The 17,446-nt window shown below is 39.6% G+C and carries 17 protein-coding genes; 6 read left to right on the plus strand and 11 right to left on the minus strand.

Features of this window, described 5'->3' with window-relative positions; all coding sequences use genetic code 11:
• Positions 1-9: 9 nt before the first annotated feature.
• Both L659_RS0118875 and L659_RS0118880 read right to left on the minus strand, forming a co-directional pair.
• Positions 10-1,335, minus strand: coding sequence for an IS4 family transposase (locus L659_RS0118875; protein WP_024589914.1), 1,326 nt, complete (start codon positions 1,333-1,335; stop codon positions 10-12).
• A gap of 130 nt (positions 1,336-1,465) precedes the next feature.
• The gene (locus L659_RS0118880) at positions 1,466-2,008 is read right to left on the minus strand and encodes a carboxymuconolactone decarboxylase family protein (protein ID WP_007586212.1); all 543 of its coding nucleotides are present in this window, start codon (positions 2,006-2,008) and stop codon (positions 1,466-1,468) included.
• 112 nt (positions 2,009-2,120) lie between these two features.
• Between L659_RS0118880 and L659_RS0118885 the strand changes: the two genes are divergently transcribed.
• Positions 2,121-2,708, plus strand: a complete 588-nt coding sequence (locus tag L659_RS0118885) for a TetR/AcrR family transcriptional regulator (protein ID WP_024591536.1) — start codon at positions 2,121-2,123, stop codon at positions 2,706-2,708.
• Positions 2,709-2,811: 103 nt separating this feature from the next.
• Here L659_RS0118885 and L659_RS0118890 read toward each other — a convergent pair whose 3' ends face one another.
• The 5 genes from L659_RS0118890 to L659_RS0118910 form a co-directional block, all read right to left on the minus strand.
• Entirely contained in the window at positions 2,812-4,932 is a 2,121-nt protein-coding gene (locus tag L659_RS0118890; RefSeq protein ID WP_024591537.1) for a methyl-accepting chemotaxis protein, read from the minus strand.
• Between the two features lie 107 nt (positions 4,933-5,039).
• Positions 5,040-6,257: an organoarsenical effux MFS transporter ArsJ gene (gene arsJ / locus L659_RS0118895; protein WP_024591538.1), complete on the minus strand. Its 1,218-nt coding sequence runs from the start codon at positions 6,255-6,257 to the stop codon at positions 5,040-5,042.
• A gap of 24 nt (positions 6,258-6,281) precedes the next feature.
• Complete coding sequence (locus L659_RS0118900) at positions 6,282-7,292, minus strand: ArsJ-associated glyceraldehyde-3-phosphate dehydrogenase (protein ID WP_024591539.1); 1,011 nt, start codon at positions 7,290-7,292, stop codon at positions 6,282-6,284.
• A 27-nt stretch (positions 7,293-7,319) separates the two neighbouring features.
• The gene (locus tag L659_RS0118905; protein WP_024591540.1) at positions 7,320-7,676 is read right to left on the minus strand and encodes a metalloregulator ArsR/SmtB family transcription factor; all 357 of its coding nucleotides are present in this window, start codon (positions 7,674-7,676) and stop codon (positions 7,320-7,322) included.
• Positions 7,677-7,840: 164 nt separating this feature from the next.
• Entirely contained in the window at positions 7,841-8,269 is a 429-nt protein-coding gene (locus L659_RS0118910; protein ID WP_024591541.1) for an organic hydroperoxide resistance protein, read from the minus strand.
• A 129-nt stretch (positions 8,270-8,398) separates the two neighbouring features.
• On the opposite strand from L659_RS0118910, the gene L659_RS0118915 reads away from it, so the two are divergent.
• The 3 genes from L659_RS0118915 to astB all read left to right on the plus strand — a co-directional run bounded on the left by L659_RS0118915 (position 8,399) and on the right by astB (position 11,968).
• Complete coding sequence (locus tag L659_RS0118915) at positions 8,399-8,833, plus strand: MarR family winged helix-turn-helix transcriptional regulator (RefSeq protein ID WP_024591542.1); 435 nt, start codon at positions 8,399-8,401, stop codon at positions 8,831-8,833.
• A 45-nt stretch (positions 8,834-8,878) separates the two neighbouring features.
• Entirely contained in the window at positions 8,879-9,985 is a 1,107-nt protein-coding gene (locus L659_RS0118920) for an L-dopachrome tautomerase-related protein (RefSeq protein WP_024591543.1), read from the plus strand.
• 636 nt (positions 9,986-10,621) lie between these two features.
• The gene (astB, locus tag L659_RS0118930) at positions 10,622-11,968 is read left to right on the plus strand and encodes an N-succinylarginine dihydrolase (protein ID WP_004334492.1); all 1,347 of its coding nucleotides are present in this window, start codon (positions 10,622-10,624) and stop codon (positions 11,966-11,968) included.
• 87 nt (positions 11,969-12,055) lie between these two features.
• On the opposite strand, the gene L659_RS0118935 is transcribed toward astB, so the two are convergent.
• Complete coding sequence (locus L659_RS0118935; RefSeq protein ID WP_024591544.1) at positions 12,056-12,910, minus strand: mechanosensitive ion channel family protein; 855 nt, start codon at positions 12,908-12,910, stop codon at positions 12,056-12,058.
• 226 nt (positions 12,911-13,136) lie between these two features.
• Between L659_RS0118935 and L659_RS0118940 the strand changes: the two genes are divergently transcribed.
• Together L659_RS0118940 and L659_RS0118945 are read left to right on the plus strand one after the other, a co-directional pair.
• Positions 13,137-14,135 carry a DUF4382 domain-containing protein gene (locus L659_RS0118940; RefSeq protein WP_024591545.1) on the plus strand — a complete coding sequence of 333 codons (999 nt, stop codon included), beginning with the start codon at positions 13,137-13,139 and terminating at the stop codon, positions 14,133-14,135.
• Between the two features lie 55 nt (positions 14,136-14,190).
• On the plus strand, positions 14,191-14,871 hold the full coding sequence (locus L659_RS0118945) for an SDR family oxidoreductase (protein WP_024591546.1): 681 nt from the start codon (positions 14,191-14,193) through the stop codon (positions 14,869-14,871).
• A gap of 130 nt (positions 14,872-15,001) precedes the next feature.
• On the opposite strand, the gene L659_RS0118950 is transcribed toward L659_RS0118945, so the two are convergent.
• The 3 genes from L659_RS0118950 to L659_RS01000000123085 all read right to left on the minus strand — a co-directional run.
• Positions 15,002-15,340: a hypothetical protein gene (locus L659_RS0118950; RefSeq protein ID WP_024591547.1), complete on the minus strand. Its 339-nt coding sequence runs from the start codon at positions 15,338-15,340 to the stop codon at positions 15,002-15,004.
• A gap of 185 nt (positions 15,341-15,525) precedes the next feature.
• A complete protein-coding gene (locus tag L659_RS0118955) occupies positions 15,526-16,176 on the minus strand; it encodes a GIY-YIG nuclease family protein (protein ID WP_024591548.1) in 651 nt (216 codons plus the stop codon).
• Between the two features lie 217 nt (positions 16,177-16,393).
• The coding region (locus L659_RS01000000123085) for a transposase (protein ID WP_024589690.1) at positions 16,394-17,446 on the minus strand (1,053 nt) is incomplete at its 5' end.

Genomic DNA, 17,446 nt, shown 5'->3' on the forward strand with positions numbered 1-17,446 from the left:
TAATGCCAGTCAGTTAACAGCTGACTGGCTTTTTTTATTGGGGTATTTACTGGGTTTTGGTTTCACACACCTCGGATACGCCCGCTCCCGTTTTATCGGCAATATGTGATATTCAACTTGAGCTTGTAATTGCTCTATTGATTTAGGTATCCGTCCTGCATTTTCTATAAACATTGTATGAATAAGGTTAATAATACTAATAGCACACGTCGTAAAACTCAGGTGTTTTGCATATATCCCAGATTTTTTCTGCGCCATTTTCACCATCTGGTATCGGAGCAAGTTATAGCTCAACATTACGCCCCATAATTCTTGCGCTATCATCTCAGGTTTCTTGCTGCGTAGCGTAAAGTGACTATTCAGTAAGGTTTGTTTCATTTCTCGATAACCAAGTTCAATTTCCCACCGATCACTATAGAGGTCAACAATTTCAGCCTTAGGGAAACGCATTGGGTCTGTTAATGAAGTGAGTATATTCACCTCTTTCCCCTTAACCGTTTTTGTGACTAGCCTAACTTCAATGCTCTCTGGTAAATCGTCGAACTTTTTTCTCGCTTGTGCTGTTGCTTTTAGCTTGATGAGTTTGTCTTGACGACCTAGAGAGCGAACAATTTCATATTGCGTGCCTTTTCTCATCGGTTGAAGCCAATGCCTATTTACCCCAGCATGATGCCAACGATTGAGTAAGCCTAGAGAATAGAAGCCTCTATCAAATAACGTCAGTGAGTTATCGGGTGTTGCCTCGATTAAGTCTTCAGCCAACACCATTTCACTAGTACGACAACTATCAAAGGCGCTCCCCATTAATAAATGACTAGTTAACTCCATCAAACACACCATGCGAACCTGAGGGAAGGCCGTGTCACCATACTGATTTTTCCACATGGAGAATGCATGTTGATTTTCAGCAGTATCCGGTGTGCGCCAAATGACACCATCAACACCCAGTAGTGATAGCCCGCACCATGTGGGATGGTTCGCATCAGCATTCCACATTTGCTGACTTTGCTCAAAAACCTGTTTAACGGCATCAGCCCCAAGCCGCTGCCTAGCCTGTACAACCGCGCTGGGCGCAACGAGTTCTTTTTTACCTGGTAAAGCGAGCCCTAATTTACTGACAATACTCCACAGTGGGTCTTCACGATAAAACGACATACAAATGACTGTCCAAACGGCCATCTCAACAGGAAGCCTTCTTTTCCTTATCGTCGCGACACCTGCGGTTTCTGCGCATTGTTTGATAAACTCAGGGCATAAAAAATCACTCAGTTGACCTAAGCCTTCTGAATTGGGTGCGTAGCTATTGGCTAGAGAAAGTGCGGTAGTGAGTTGCAAAATAAAAGGCTCCTGAATAAATTCAGAAGCCTTTATAAACTAACCAGAAGATCGGTCAATGGATCGTTAAATATTTCTTAACTGATCGGCATTAAGCCTAGGCTGCCTTTTGTCATTTATAAAATCGTATTTATTTTACATATTTTTTAAATGCAGCGTCTACTGGTGTATCAGCAAGGTGATTAGTGTAGTTGCTCATTACTTTTTGAGACAAGCCTACAATAATTTCAAGTAGTTGTTGCTTACCGTAACCTGCTGCAAAGAATTTTTCGATTTGCTCATCGCTGATCACGCCACGTTCACGTGTCATTGCGAGTGTAGTTTCACGAAGAGTTTCTAGCTTAGGGTTTTCAAGTGGTGTTTTGTTTACAAGTGCATCAACAACACCTTGATCAACTTTCATTGCCGCTGCAATACCACTGTGAGCAGGAACACAGTAATGACATGCGTGCTCAACGTTAATTGATTGCCATACTACTGTTAGCTCTTCTGCATTGAATGATGTTTTTTGAAACAGCTCATGCAGTACTTGGTAACCTTTAAGTAATGTTGGTGCTTCAGCCATTACTGCATGTAAGTTAGGAAGCATACCAAATGCTGCTACTGAATCAGCTAGTAACGGTTTTGCTTCTTCTGGTGCGTTTTCTTGAGTGTATAAAGTAAATTCGGCCATGGTTAGCTCCTAATAATTAATAGTTTTAAGTAACTTCGAGACACATAGTATTTGATTTTGAGCGACTGTTCAAGTTAAAATTGAGCAAATGTTCAAATTGATTGAGAATGATATGGCTAATAAGGTTAAATTTGAACGCGATAATGTAGTTCGCGTTGCAAGCCAGCTATTTTGGCAAAAAGGTTTTCATGCAACCTCAACGCGTGACTTACAAGAAGCCGTTAATATGCGCCCGGGTAGTATTTACTCTGCGTTTGGCTCTAAAGAAGGGCTATACTGCGAATCGCTGAAAGATTACACAGTACAAATGAAAACCCAAATAGAGGGGTTTCTATCAAGTGCAGATACAGTACTTGGTGGGTTACGTGCATTTGTTGAAAATGTGGTCATTAAAACAAAAGATTGCAGCCCAAGCGCTATTTGTATGCTGGTTAAAGCAAACAGCGAGTTTGCAGAAAAAGACTCAAACCTATATGAGCTAAGCTTAGATTTAACCGCTCAATTTGAAGCTTATTTAACGCAGTTGTTTACACAAGCAATAAACAAAGGTGAGTTAAGTAATACGTTGACCGCTGTTGAATATGCGCGCTTTTTTCAGGTGCAATTTACAGGTTTACGCGGTTATTTTAATCGTCCTAATGTAGATCAATTTGCTGAGCCAATGATCAACCAAATGTTTATGTTGATTAAAAAGTTATAAATAGCAGTTATCGAGCATTCTCAACAAGTTATACTTATTTTACTAAATAAAAATGGCCAGTATTAACTGGCCATTTTTTTGTGCTTAAAACTTAATTTATAAGTTACGTTTTAAGCTTATTTAGCTCATTATCTTGCTGGGCAACAAGTGCATTAAGCGCTTCGCTGCTATCCCCTGCTTGTGTAGATAAGTCAGCAAGCTGCGATGCGGCATCAGATATAAGCGTTAAATTACGGTTTATTTCTTCAGTCACTAAGCTTTGCTCTTCAGCAGCGGTGGCAATATGTGTAATTTGATTGGTTATTTCATCAACTTTAACAACAACACTGTGCAGAGCATCAAAAGCTACCGATGTTTCATCAACGGCATTTTGTGCACGTACTACGCCTTTTTCAATAACGGTAGATGCGTTACCTACTTCAGATAATAAACTATCAATTAACTGGCTTATGTCATCTGTTGATGAACGCGTTTTAGAAGCAAGTGCACGTACTTCATCAGCAACAACGGCAAAGCCTCGCCCATGCTCACCTGCGCGCGCAGCTTCAATGGCTGCGTTAAGTGCAAGTAAGTTTGTTTGTTCTGAAATAGTACGAATTACATCTAATATTTGCGTAATGTCTTTACTACGCGAAGCGACTTTTTCAACTGCTTGGTTTGCTTCTTTAATTTCTTCAGACATCGTTTTAACTTGTGTCATCGCTGACGATAAGCTCGACTCACTGCTTACTACCAAGCTATTTATTTCATCGGCTTGTTGGGCTGATTGCTCTGATGCTCTGGCGACTTCGAGTGCTGTTGCGCTCATTTCGTTCATAGCCGTTACCACACTTTCAATTTCTTGAAATTGAGATTGAACATTATGCTTAGTATCAATAGCGATGTGTTGTGCTATTTCGCCTTGCTGTTTAGTTTGCTCAGACACCGCTTTTAGTTCAGAAATTAAATCACGTAGTTTTGCTAAAAATCGATTAAACCCACCAGCTAATGCAATAAGTTCTGCGTGGCTATCAACATGCAATGTATGCGTTAAATCACCCTCAGAACTTGCGAGGTTATCAACCCGCTGTTGAATTTGTTGTAGCGGCGCTATTACACCTGCAATTACTAATTTCATAATAACAAAAGCAACCACAGCAATTATTAAGCCTGTAATTAAAATAATAAACCCGAGTGATGCTGCTGTTTCTTGCATGTTTTTTTCTAGCGCTTCAGGCCCTGAAAGTGCTAGGTCTGTAGGTACTTCTATGATTAATGACCACTGAGTGTTTGCTAGTTTTATATCAATTGGATAATTTACTAAATATTCACTATTTGTTTTAAAAATACCGCTTTGCCCTTTAGACTTTTCAATATCATTAAATATAGTAGAACTAACAGCCTCTTTAATTGGGCGCCCTAATTTAGATTTATAATGACTGCTGCCTACAACTAAACCTAAATCACTTAATAAGGTTACTTTAGCTTGACCATTGTAAAGCTGCTTAGAAAGCTGCTCAGTCATTACTTGAAAGGTTGGTAGAGTTAAATCAACGCCTGCTAAACCAATAAACTGGCCTGACTTTAAAATAGGCACGGTTAACGAAGTTAGCATTACCGAATCGCCCGATGGGATTTCGTATAAATACGGTTCCATAATACAAGGCTTAAGTGTGTCTTTTGCGCACAAATACCACTGCGCTTCACGAATACCAAACTCATTAAGCGTTGTTATGTATTTATCGGCGGCATTCGCTACTTTTTGTTGTTCAATTACACCTTTTTGATCGCGAGTTATGTATACCTCTAACGTACCAGCACTATCTACTGAATGCTTATACCCTTGTTGATATTGAGAGTCTTGCCCATCAAAAGCGTTTGGTTCAAATTGAGAATAAATAGATGATAAGAGAGTGTTTTGTTCTAAAACCGCTTTATTTATACTGACAACTGTATCTCGGTCTAAAGTGTTTTGTTTTGCTGCATCGCCAAGTAATGCCGCTAATGAATAAGGAACACGGTAAGCTTCATTAATAAAGCCAGCAATTTTTTCTCCGTATCCAGCCGCATGAGCATTAAGCTTTTCTTCTACTTCTACAATAATGTACTCTTCGGATTTGGTCGCTAACTGCTTATTACTTGATGATAACTGCCACCACAAAATGCCTGATAGCACTAGTACAGTTATAAATATACTACCGACACTTAGCCAGAGTAACTTTTTTGCTAACGATATTTCTCGCATTCATCACACCCTTTAAATTAAAACTACTGATACAGTTTAGTAGATCTAACCAACGAAGCTATGAATATCGTTAAACAAATTGAATTTAATACAATACGTTGAGTTTTTTAAAGTTTAGCCAAACGTGCCGTTGTAATTGAGGCTGCAATTAATAAACACACACTTACCCATAAACACGCACTGAGCCCATATACCTGAAAAACCCAGCCAGAAAGCACCGTACCAAGCAAACGCCCTATCGCATTGGCCATATAATAAAAGCCAACGTCGAGCGACACCCCATCGTTTTTAGCAAAACTTACTATTAAGTAACTATGCAGCGATGAATTTACAGCAAATACACCACCAAAAATAAGTAAGCCGATTACAAGCGTAAAATGTACCGCTACATCAAATTGCATCAACAACGCTAAAATGCCAGTTACGCCACTTAATAGAGCAACCCACCAATACGCTTTTTTGACTGAATGTGAGTTTGAATCACTTTGCCCTGTTATACGCGGTGCTTGCGACTGCACCAATCCATACGCAATAACCCACAAAGCCATAAAGCCGCTTACCCACCAGTGATCCCAGTTAAACTGAGCGGCTAAGTAAACCGGCAATGCAACCACAAACCATACATCGCGCGCCGCAAACAAGCATAAACGCGCTGCACTAAGTAAGTTGATTGCCCGCGATTTAGAAAATAATTCTTTAAACTTAGGTTTGTTTTTAGCTTTACCAATATCGCCTTTTAAAAAAATTAAACTAATAACCCACGCAACACTAAGTAAAGCAATTAGGCTTATTAATGCCCCCACAAAACCAAATACGGTAAGTAGCAAGCCACCTAAAAAAAAGCCCACTCCTTTTAACGCATTTTTAGAGCCTGTAAGTATGGCAATCCATTTATATAATTGGCTTTGTCCTGCATCGTCTTGTGGTACTAAATACTTAATGGCGCTCTTTGCGCTCATTTTATTTAAGTCTTTAGCTATACCGCTCAGTGCTTGCGCTGCCATAACATAGGCAACGGTTAGCCAATCCCCAGGCACGCAAAGCATAGCTAAAGCTACAAGTTGTAGCCCAAGCCCTACATTCATGGTTTTGTTTAACCCTAAATATGCCCCAAGCCAACCACCTACTAAATTGGTGATCACCCCAAAAATTTCATAAAACAAAAACAACATGGCTATTGCAAATGCACCATAACCCAACTGATGAAAATACAGCACCACCAGCATCCTTAGTGCGCCATCAGTAAGGGTAAATGCCCAGTAATTACCGGTAATTATTAAATATTGTTTTATAGAGCTTGGTAAATTAGCTAACTGCACAAGCATGAATTTAAACCTTTTTAAACGAGATTAAACCACATCACTTTGTGCAACTTTAAGCATTAGCTCAGCGGTACGGTTTGCATAACCCCATTCGTTATCATACCAAGCGTATAATTTAAGCTGAGTGTTGTTAATTACCATAGTTGAAAGCGCATCTATGGTGCAACTACGTGGATCTGTTTTGTAATCTATAGATACAAGCGGTCTTTCTTCGTAGCCTAAAATGTCTTTTAGCTCGTTATTTGCAGCATTTTTGAACCAAGTGTTTACTTCATCTTGTGTAACACCGCGCTCAAGCTCAAAAACACAATCAGTAATGGATGCGTTAGTAAGAGGTACACGCACAGCATGGCCGTTTAATTTACCCTTAAGCTCAGGAAAAATATGCGTAATAGCCGTTGCACTACCTGTTGTGGTTGGTATTAAACTAGTACCGCACGAACGTGCACGGCGTAGGTCTTTGTGGGGTGCATCTATAATCGTTTGGGTATTAGTAATGTCGTGAATAGTGGTCATTGAGCCGTGTTTAATGCCCACTTTTTCTTGGAGTACTTTTACTATTGGCGCTAAACAGTTAGTTGTGCAAGAAGCAGCTGTAACAATTTTATGCTCACTTGGGTTATATAGGTCATCGTTTACACCCATTACTATATTTAAAATACCGTCTTCTTTCACAGGAGCCGTTACTACAACGCGCTTAACACCTTGCGCTAAATATTGATTTAACAGCTCAGTGGTTTTCATTTTACCGCTGGCCTCTATTACTACATCGCAATCTGACCAATCAGTTTCATTTATGGTTTTGTTGTTGGTAACTGCAATCGTGTGTTTACCTACACTAAAAGAGTTTTCATCACTGGTAATGTGTTGTGCTAAGCGGCCATGCACTGAGTCAAATTCAATTAAATGTGCGTGTGTTTTAGCATCGCCCGCTACATCATTTACTTTAATAAACTCTATTTCTGGCCAATCAACTGCTGCACGCAGTGTTAAACGTCCCATACGGCCAAAACCGTTAATACCTACTTTAATAGTCATAATTAATACCTTTAATAAGTTAATTTATTAGTTACAACAGCTAGCTGCACGTTCAGGGCGATTACCCATAGCGTTTAAGCGCGTTAAATCGTTTTGATAAAATGAAGAGTTAGCAGTAAGCGTTTGCGTTAATACATTTTTAGCCCACTCTGGCAGTGCTTTGTTAATACTGTAGTACACCCATTGATTTTGTTTACGGTCGCTCAATAATCCGCATTGTCTTAACTGTGCTAAATGGCGAGATACCTTAGGTTGGCTTAATTTAAGTGCAGCAACAAGCTCGCATACACACAGCTCTTCTTCGTGGCTAATTAGCAGCATTGCTTTTAAACGTGTATCGTCCGCTAGGCATTTATAAAATTGAAGTGGGTTGAATTGTTCCATACTGTCCTCACAGTGCTTATGCATACACAATAAAACAAAATAACAACATATGGAATAGTGAATATGCGTTTTATCGTATATTTAATTTTTATGCCTTAAACGCAAAAAAGCACACAACGACTAATTGTCGTTGTGTGCTTTTATAACTTTTCTTTATTTAGTTATTAAATAACTGAAAGCTCTACTTCAATATTGCCACGTGTTGCGTTTGAATATGGGCATACTTGGTGTGCTTTATCTACAAGCGTTTGCGCTGCAGCTTTATCCATATCACCTAGTGATACAGCTAGTTTTACCGCAATACCAAAACCGCCTTCAATAGCACCAATAGACACTTCAGAATTAATATGTGTGTCGCTTGGTAAATCTATTTTTTCGCTACCTGCTACAAATTTAAGTGCGCCAATAAAACATGCTGCATAACCTGCGGCAAATAATTGCTCTGGGTTAGTGCCTTGTCCGTCGTCTCCGCCTAAACCTTTAGGTGTTGATAAATTTACATCTAAACGACCATCATCAGATTTAGCTACGCCCTCACGGCCGCCAGTTGCAGTTGCTTTTGCTGTGTAAGCTACGTTTTGTAATACATTCATAATGAACTCCAAAGTTTTAAAATATCAATCAATTTAGTTTGTGTGCAAAATAATAGATCAAGTAATTAGAGATTGCAAATACTTTGCATGCAAATTAAAATAGCATGTATCGAAATAAAGGATAACGTTATGGCGTTTGAGCAATTAAAGTTAAAAAATCAGTTATGTCATCGGTTATACATGGCATCTAACAGCATTGTGCGTGCGTATCGCGAGCCTTTAAACGCGCTAAATTTAACTTACCCGCAATACGTAGTAATGATGGCCCTGTGGGAGCAAGACGAAATAACAATTGCAGAGCTAATAGATAAAACCGCGATAGATGGCGGTGCTATGACCCAAATACTCAAAAAAATGAGCGACAAATCATTACTGGCTGTTATTAAAGATGAGCACGACAAACGCAAACGCCTAGTGCAGCTAACCCAGTATGGCCAATCACTTAAGTTAAAAGCAGCCGATATTCCTAAAAATATTTTATGTAAATTTGATAGTGTAGATGCAAAACAAGCGAAGCAGTTGATGCAGCTGCTCGATTTAGTAGTAAACGACTTAGCCGATTAGGCTCTTAATTTTTAAACAATAAACGTGTTTTAAAAGGTTTTAAAAATGACTCATATTAAAAAATTACTATTAGCTGCGGCGTGTAGCACGGCACTTTTAGGTAGCAACGCTGTATCTGCTAATACTGCTAATCAAAATGCTGATTTAAAAACAGTAGCCACTTTTGATGCGCAGCACCCACCGGGTAACATTGCTATTACCCCATCGGGCAGGAAATTTTTATCTGTGCATGGTTTTTTTGGCCAAAAGCAAAAAATTATGGAGCTTTTAAGCGATGGTACAACTAAGCCCTACCCTAATGAAGAATGGGCATACGCGTACAATAACGGTAAAGGTTTTTACGATGTACTTGGTATAAACGTATCAAGCGATGGCGTTTTATGGATGCTTGACACTTCAGGGCCCGATCACGCTGGGCGCTTAGTAGGTTGGGATACAAACAAAGAGCAACTGCATAAAATTATTTATCTGGCTAAACCGACCATTACCGACACCTCGTTTTTAAACGATTTAGTCATCGATAATAAGCATGGCGTTGTATACATTGCTGACACAGCCCAAGGCAGCCAAGCCGCTATTATTACGGTTAACCTTAAAACAGGTGTCGCACGCAGAGTGTTACAAAATAGCCATTACACCACTGCCGAAAATATCGATATGGTTATTGATGGGCGCACAATGAGCCTTGGCGGACAACCTGCCCGCTTAGGTGTTAACCCTATTACGCTTGACCCTAACGAAGACTGGCTTTACTTTGGCTCTATGTCGGGCACGTCGGTTTACCGCATTGCCACCAGCGATATAAATAACGAGAGCCTTCCGGCTAAAGCGCTTGAAGACAAAGTTACGCGTTACGGCACTAAGCCAATTTCAGACGGTATTATTGTTGATGGCGGCGGTAACGTATATGTAACCGACATAACCAATGGCGCAATTGGCGTAGTTAAACCCACTGGCGACTACGAAGTATTATTTAAAGACGAACGTTTGAGCTGGCCTGATGGTTTTAGTTACGGAGCGGATCATAAAATATACTTTACCGTTGACGATTTACATAATTCGCCTGTACTTAATAATGGCAAAAATCAAAGCCACGGTAAGTTTAAAGTAATGTCGTTCGAGCCTTTAGTAAAAGGAAAAGTAGGCCGTTAATTTACTTTTTGAGTGACTGTATTTTTTAAAAAGCCTTGCACATTTAAGTGACCTAATAGTTGCAGGGCTTTTTGTTAAAAACACACCACGTTGGTGCATCTTTTAGTAATACTTCACCTCTTTGGTGCTAATCCTTAAGTATGTATTTACACTTAAATACTAAATAACTGATTTCTATTCATAAAATATTCAAGTTAATGTTGGCATACTTCTTCCTATAAACTGATGTGTTCAGTGAAAATACCAAGGAAAAACCATGTTCAATTTATACCATACCCTTTACCTTTTATGGCGTTTAGACATTAGCGTTTGGCAAGTTAATGATCCAACAAATACCCGCACTACCGCTGATAAAGAACGCGCCTATGTTAAGTAGCATCGTATTGTGTAAAGGCTTGGCATAAAGCTTAAATGTATAAACCTACTTTAGGCTAAGCTTTTGCACACTATGAAATTTATGAATAAACCTTATTTAATTACTTATTAGCCGCCTGATATAAAAACGAAGCTCCCTACAAAAATCACACATTTAAAAACATCGAAAAAATTAGTAAAAACACTGCGTTTATAACTTTGCAAGCAACCCTATTGCGTTGTATTGTTGCACCCTATTGAAAAATTTTAGTTGGAACGTGTATGCACGCTTTGGAAGTTAATTTTGATGGCTTAGTTGGCCCTACTCACAACTACGCTGGTTTATCGTATGGTAATGTTGCCTCGTTAAATAACGCAGCAAGCTTTTCAAATCCTCAAGAGGCAGTGCTTCAAGGCCTTGAAAAAATGAAAGCCATGCACGACAAAGGCCTAACTCAAGGTGTATTTGCCCCTCATGCGCGCCCCGACTTAAACGTACTGCGCCGCTTAGGCTTTACCGGTAACGATGCACAAGTAATTCATAAAGCATTTAAAGCAGATCCTATTTTATTACGCGCGTGTTATTCAGCGTCTGCAATGTGGACAGCCAATGCAGCTACGGTATCGCCATCTCCAGATACAACCGACGGCAAAGTACATTTTACTTCAGCTAATTTAAATAATAAGTTTCATCGTTCATTAGAGCCTGCAACCACTACACGCTTATTAAAAGCGATGTTTAACAACGACAAATACTTTGCGCATCATACCCATTTGCCCGACCAAGGCTTTTTTGGCGACGAAGGAGCAGCAAACCATACTCGTTTTTGTGACAGCCACGGCGAGCAAGGCCTTGAAATGTTTGTATTTGGTGCCAGTGCGTTTAACAGCCAATTACCAAAACCAGCTAAGTTTCCTGCAAGGCAAACACTCGAAGCCTCAGAAGCAATTTGTCGCTTACATAACCTAAAAGATTCAAGCCAAATTTTACTACAGCAAAATCCAGACGTAATAGACCAAGGCGTGTTTCATAACGATGTAATTGCAGTAGGTAACGCCAACGTATTACTGTGCCACCAGCAAGCATTTTTAAACCAAGCTTTGGCATTGCAAGATATTCGCGAAGCGTATGTGGGCAATAAAGAATTTTATATTATTGAAGTACCTACCGATAAAGTAAGCATTACCGACGCTGTAAGTAGTTATTTATTTAATAGCCAGCTAGTGAGCCTTGAAGATGGTTCAATGCTGTTAGTGGCACCACAAGAATGTAAACGCAACAGCGCGGTTAACGCCTACATTGAAGAAATGATTATGGCTGATAACCCAGTAAACCAAGTACAGTTTTTTGATTTACGCCAAAGTATGCAAAATGGCGGCGGCCCAGCTTGCTTGCGTTTACGTGTAGCCCTTAACGAGCAAGAACTTGCTGCAGTAAACCCAGAGGTTATTTTAACTGATACTAAATACACACAACTGTGTGACTGGGCAAAACGTAACTACCGCGACAAATTAGGCGCAAGTGACTTTGCAGACTCAGCCCTACTCACCGAGAGCTACCAAGCACTTGATGAGCTAACGCAGCTACTTAATTTAGGCTCAGTGTACGACTTTCAATTAGAAGGTTAATCCCTCAGCCTACACAAAGGCTAATACAAAAATAGAGAGCCAAGGCTCGCTATTTTTATTTGTGCTTATGTTTATGTTAATACATATTTAAGCATCTTTGTTAACAGTTATTGCCGACGCCATAGACTCAGATATATGCAGCGTACGCTGCGGAAACGGAATACTCAGCCCAGCATCTTCAATAGCTTCTTTAACACGTTTATTTAAATCCCACACAGTTTGCCAATAATCACCATTAACAGCCCACGCACGTAATTGTATATTTACTGCGCTTTCGCCTATTGAAGTTACCATTACTTTAGGGGCTGGCTCTGCGAGTAATCGGCTCTCTGATGCGGCTAATTCTTTAAGTACATTTAAGCCAACGTCAATAGAGTCGGCATACGAAATACCCACCACTATATCCATTCGTCTTTTGCCATTACGGGTAAAGTTTTTAATATTGCCACCCCATACTTTGCCGTTAGGCGATGCAATATAAAGACCGTCGGTGGTTTTAAAAATAGTGGTAAATAGGTTTATTTCACTCACAGTACCAAGCGTGCCACTGGCATCAACAAAGTCGCCTATTTTAAAAGGTCTGAGTATTAGCAGCATAATACCCGCAGCAATATTGCTCAGCGTATTTTTAAGGGCTAAACCAATCGCTAAACCAGCAGCACCCATTAGCGCAATTAAACTGGCCGTATTAACGCCAAAAATATCTAAAATAAATAGCCCACCAATTATATAAACTAAATAACCAGCAATACTCGATAAAAGAGGAAGCAGCGTACTATCCACTCTTTTTAATGGCGATTTAGAGTTTTTAATCGCTTTTTTAACCGAGCGTGCAATTAAGGCACTCGCAACTAAAATCACCAACGCTAAAATCACTTTGTATCCTAAAGTGATGATTGTTTCTGAATGGCTTTGCCAAAACGCTAAGAGTTTATCTTTCATGTTTGTTCCGATAAATGTGGCTGAAACTCAGCAAAATAATGGTTAAATCTAATAAAACCGACTTCAAAAGAAGTGGCGCGAGTATATAGTAAAAAACAATTAAATCGATGAAATTAAAAACGTTTTAAAACATCATGTTAAAAGTTCTAACTCCTCATATTTTTAATTCAATTTAGGTTAAGGGTTAAATACATACACTTAACAAATCAAATAAGAGGAAACAACCATGAACTTTAAATCAACAATATTAAGTAGCGCTATTATTTTTGCCTTAGCAGGCTGCGGCTCATCAAATGATGATGCTGAAACAACCCCACCGCAAACAAGTGATAAAACCACTTTTAGCTTAGGAATTTCCGACGCTCCAGTCACTGGTTTAAAACAAGTTAACGTTGTATTTGATTCAATAACAATTAAAGCCCAAGAAGGTGAAGAAGTTAGCTTTGAAACTCGTTCTAAAAACGATGCCACCTTAGCGCAAATGGTCAACTTACTAGACTATACGGGCGACGATATTTTTCAATTACTTGATGATCAAGAAGTACCTGCAGGTGATTATTCGTGGATCCGCGCGCAAGTAATAAACGGCGACACAAACAACCTTAGTTTAACATCTCACGTAGTTTACGAAGACGGCAGCATTGCACCGCTTATCGTAAAAAGAAAAGGTAATGATGGCGTGGGTGAAATACAGCTAAATGGCTTTACACTCAATCAAACCGACAACGAGTTTGTATTAGAGTTTGATTTAAAAAAATCGTTAGTTGATCCACAAAATAATAACGAAGTATTTTTAAAACCTCGCGGTGTGCGTTTACAAAACCTTTCTGAATCACAAGATATTGAAGGCACTGTAAGCCAAACACTTATAAACAATTGCGAGACTGACAACATTGATCTTGCCGCTGATGATTCATCATTTGGCCATGCTGTTTACCTTTACTCTGCGCAGGCACAAACCCCAACAGATATTCATGAAATAGATGACCAAACGCCTGATAACGCTCCGTTAGCTACTGCCAATGTTGTATTTGATGCAGACGATAATAAATACGAATTTGAACTCGCATTCATAACACCAGGCGACTATCAACTTGCTTATACGTGTAGCGCACACATAGACGATGCAGAGCAAGTAGATGCTGATTTTAATATTTATCAACTAAAACAAATTAGCCTAACGCAAGCTGACGATTTATCAGTCAATTTTGACATAGCCCAATAACTGCATGGCGCACATTGAGCTGCGCCTTTATTCATTTGTTAATAAGGAAAAAACCATGGCAAAAGAGAAAATAGTACTCATAACCGGCGCTTCTAGTGGCATTGGTGAAGCAACGGCAAAAACCTTAGTAAACAACGGTCATAAAGTTATATTAACCGCCCGTAGAGAAGAGCAACTTAACCAACTTGTTGCCGAGCTAGGATCAGATAACGCACTGAGCGTAGCCGCAGATGCAACCGACTTTACCGCGCTTGAAAACGTAGTTACCAAAGGCATTGAAAAGTTTGGCCGATTAGATGTAGCCTTTGCTAACGCGGGTATGGGTGTTTCAACCGCAGGCACCGAAAAAGGTGACCCAGATGAATGGTCAACCATGATCGATATAAACATTAAAGCCCTACTGTGGACTGCAAAATTAACCCTGCCGCATTTACGCCAAAACAAAGGTCACTTTATATTAACCAGCTCTGCCGCTGGCCGTAAGCCAATTGGTGGCTCTATTTACGGTGCAACTAAATGGTTTGCTTATGGCTTTGGACAAAACTTAGCTGAGGAAATGAGTGAGTGGAACGGCCGCTGCACAACCATAGCACCAGGTATGGTAAACACCCCGTTTTTTGATGAAGCTAAACCCGACAAACTCGACCCGCAAGATGTAGCCGACGCGGTATTGTTTGCTATTGAAGCAAACCAGCGCAACAGCGTACGAGAAATCTATTTAATGCCAACTAATTAACGTTGGCTAGGGAGTTTGGGCTGTCAGGTTTAATGCTAATGGTGTTAAACCTGATGGTTGTTAGTGCTTAGCTTGGGTTAGATGTTAGTAGGTAAGAATGAATTAAAGGTATTAGGCATTTAAAGTCTTATTAATTGCCAATGCTGCCCTTAAACCATATGTAAGCAAAATATAGTACAACGGCAATATATCCAAAAGAAATAACTAGGTTTACTTTCCAGAGGTTTAGCCAAAAATTGCCTCTGAAATAAGTGCGTTCTCTTACTTCATGGTTGAACAATGCTACTGAAGAGGGCACTAATATTAACGCAGACCAACCAAGTATAGGTAACACCATAAACATAATGCCTATGCCTGTACCTCCTGCTGAAGCGTCGGATGCTTCACCATCAATTGGGGCTAGCATCACGTAGCCTAAAATAAACCCAACAATCGCAAGTATAAAACCTAAAAGCTGAAATGTTCTCATTATTATCCTTGGCAACTAACGAGACTGTAAAATAACTCCAACAGCCAAATTCAATTAAAAAATGATCTCCTTTAATTAACCCTAAGCGTTTTTAAAGCATTACAAGATTTAGATTGGGTGTCACTGTAATTCACGCTGGAGCAAAACTAACTGTTTTTTGTCCTTATTGGATCGTCTTGTTAGCACTATTTTAACGACTTTGCCAAAGAACTATATACTAGATCTACAAAAGTTGTTCCGTGCCATTCATCGTCAAGCGATGGATTTACTGTATCAGGTGCTCCACCAATTAGATCACGCATAATACGGTAATCATTACTACGCTGCGCAAGTATTTGCATTTTCTCTTGGTGCTCAGGAGGAAGCATTTTATTTTTATACCATGTACGAAAAACATGTTTAAAAAGAGGTTCATTACAAGAAAACCATTCGCCTTGTCTTCTTAGATGAGAAAACTTTTGGTGTAATTCAGCCTCTCTAGCAGAGCCTCCTGGTTCTAATGCGCCAATAATTAATTGGCCATACGTACCAGTTTGTAAATTTTGTAAACGCTGGAGTACATTTTTAGATCTACCAATCTTTATAAATAGCCCATGTAAAGGGTGTGCATTTTTAGGTGGTCCAGCCCAAGAGTCTGGTACCTGAATAATATAATAAACGCTATCGATAGTCCCAAAAGAAACTTTATTCGCCCACTCACACCAAGGTGTAACCCATTCATCTGCTTTTTTAAAAGTAGAAAAGTATTCGGTTGTGAAATAGTGCTCACCATTTTCAAGGTGTATATCTGCTACAAACTCACCGTTTTCGCATTCTCGAATACTCTCAACTTTCAATAGAACCTCTGATAGTGCTAACGAGCCTGTAGATTAACTCGTTTTTAAATTTGTTTTTATTGATAAACAAACCATAGCTGAGTTCCTATTTTGGTTCAATTGATTACTATATTTTTATGCAGAATATAGAAGTGTTTGATATTGTTTTAATTGGCGTTTTGGAAGGGATTACGGGTGTTTGAGTGGCTTTAATTTAGGTTAAAAGGGCTTCCCCTTTTTAATGTATCGTATTTTTCAGCTTTTCTATATTATGAACAAGGCAATACAATTGCCATTGCGCATTTACTTTCGCTTGACCCCGTAAGGTCAATTTATTCATGCCTTTGTTCACTGTAATATTCCCGAACACCGGTTCAATACAGCCGAGCCGTTTGCTGTATTGTCGTCGTCCGATTGGGCTGTCTATTTTAACTTTCATCTTATCGACATAGCTCAGCTTTTTGCGCGATTCATTATTTATAAACTGCACTTGTCGTCCTCTTTCTATCGGTGGTTTTCGCATGCATTGCTGCTGTAGCGGGCATGTTTTACAGTCTTTTAAGTAACCACAGAATCGCGTGTATTGCTGGTTATGGCTGTTTACATTGACCCCGCTTCGCCACATGGCATTGCCTGCAGGGCAGCGGCATGTTTGCGTTGTCTCATCATAATGAAAATCGTCTGAGGTAAATAACCGAGGCTTGCCTTTGCTGCGTTTTAGTCGCCGTTTTTCTTGCTCTGTTTCGTATGTTTCGCTGTCTTTAAATAGCGGATTTCGTTTTCTAAATTGGTTATCCGCAATGTAGGTATCGAACCCACTTTGCGCCATAAACTCAAGATTTACTTCGCTGTTAAACCCACTGTCTGCGGTAAATTTGATGGTGTGTTTATCTGCCATTTTTTCTGTATTGAGTTTAGCAAGCTGCTGTTTTAATTGTGCAACGGCTGGCTGTAAAGTTTGTTGTTCGCCCACTGAGCCCCACGCTTGTGCTTGCAGGATGATTTGATGTTTATCATCGTTTATCGCGATGCCGTTGTAGCCTTGAATTGTCCCTTTTGAGGTCGTCATCTTCGCACTATCTGGGTCAGTGATATTACTTTTAACAGGCTTGCCTTTACTGCCTGTTTTCTCTTCGTGAGTGGCTAAAAACTCGGTGATTTTACCTGCACTTCTATCCAGCTTTTCTTTTTGTTTTAAGTCCTGAGTTATCAACTCTTCGCCCAGTCCATCTTGTGATTGGTGGCGTTCAATAATACGTTTGCTTGCGCGTTCTAGTTTTGCTTTTTTGCG

The organism is Pseudoalteromonas sp. S8-8 (assembly GCF_000497875.1).
GTDB classification, from domain to species: domain Bacteria; phylum Pseudomonadota; class Gammaproteobacteria; order Enterobacterales; family Alteromonadaceae; genus Pseudoalteromonas; species Pseudoalteromonas arctica.

Coding starts and splice junctions, on each gene's coding strand:
- L659_RS0118880 (WP_007586212.1), bottom strand. CDS start 2,008: ATGGCCGAATTTACTTTATACACTCAAGAAAACGCACCAGAAGAAGCA.
- L659_RS0118885 (WP_024591536.1), top strand. CDS start 2,121: ATGGCTAATAAGGTTAAATTTGAACGCGATAATGTAGTTCGCGTTGCA.
- L659_RS0118890 (WP_024591537.1), bottom strand. CDS start 4,932: ATGCGAGAAATATCGTTAGCAAAAAAGTTACTCTGGCTAAGTGTCGGT.
- arsJ (WP_024591538.1), bottom strand. CDS start 6,257: ATGCTTGTGCAGTTAGCTAATTTACCAAGCTCTATAAAACAATATTTA.
- L659_RS0118900 (WP_024591539.1), bottom strand. CDS start 7,292: ATGACTATTAAAGTAGGTATTAACGGTTTTGGCCGTATGGGACGTTTA.
- L659_RS0118905 (WP_024591540.1), bottom strand. CDS start 7,676: ATGGAACAATTCAACCCACTTCAATTTTATAAATGCCTAGCGGACGAT.
- L659_RS0118910 (WP_024591541.1), bottom strand. CDS start 8,269: ATGAATGTATTACAAAACGTAGCTTACACAGCAAAAGCAACTGCAACT.
- L659_RS0118915 (WP_024591542.1), top strand. CDS start 8,399: ATGGCGTTTGAGCAATTAAAGTTAAAAAATCAGTTATGTCATCGGTTA.
- L659_RS0118920 (WP_024591543.1), top strand. CDS start 8,879: ATGACTCATATTAAAAAATTACTATTAGCTGCGGCGTGTAGCACGGCA.
- astB (WP_004334492.1), top strand. CDS start 10,622: ATGCACGCTTTGGAAGTTAATTTTGATGGCTTAGTTGGCCCTACTCAC.
- L659_RS0118935 (WP_024591544.1), bottom strand. CDS start 12,910: ATGAAAGATAAACTCTTAGCGTTTTGGCAAAGCCATTCAGAAACAATC.
- L659_RS0118940 (WP_024591545.1), top strand. CDS start 13,137: ATGAACTTTAAATCAACAATATTAAGTAGCGCTATTATTTTTGCCTTA.
- L659_RS0118945 (WP_024591546.1), top strand. CDS start 14,191: ATGGCAAAAGAGAAAATAGTACTCATAACCGGCGCTTCTAGTGGCATT.
- L659_RS0118950 (WP_024591547.1), bottom strand. CDS start 15,340: ATGAGAACATTTCAGCTTTTAGGTTTTATACTTGCGATTGTTGGGTTT.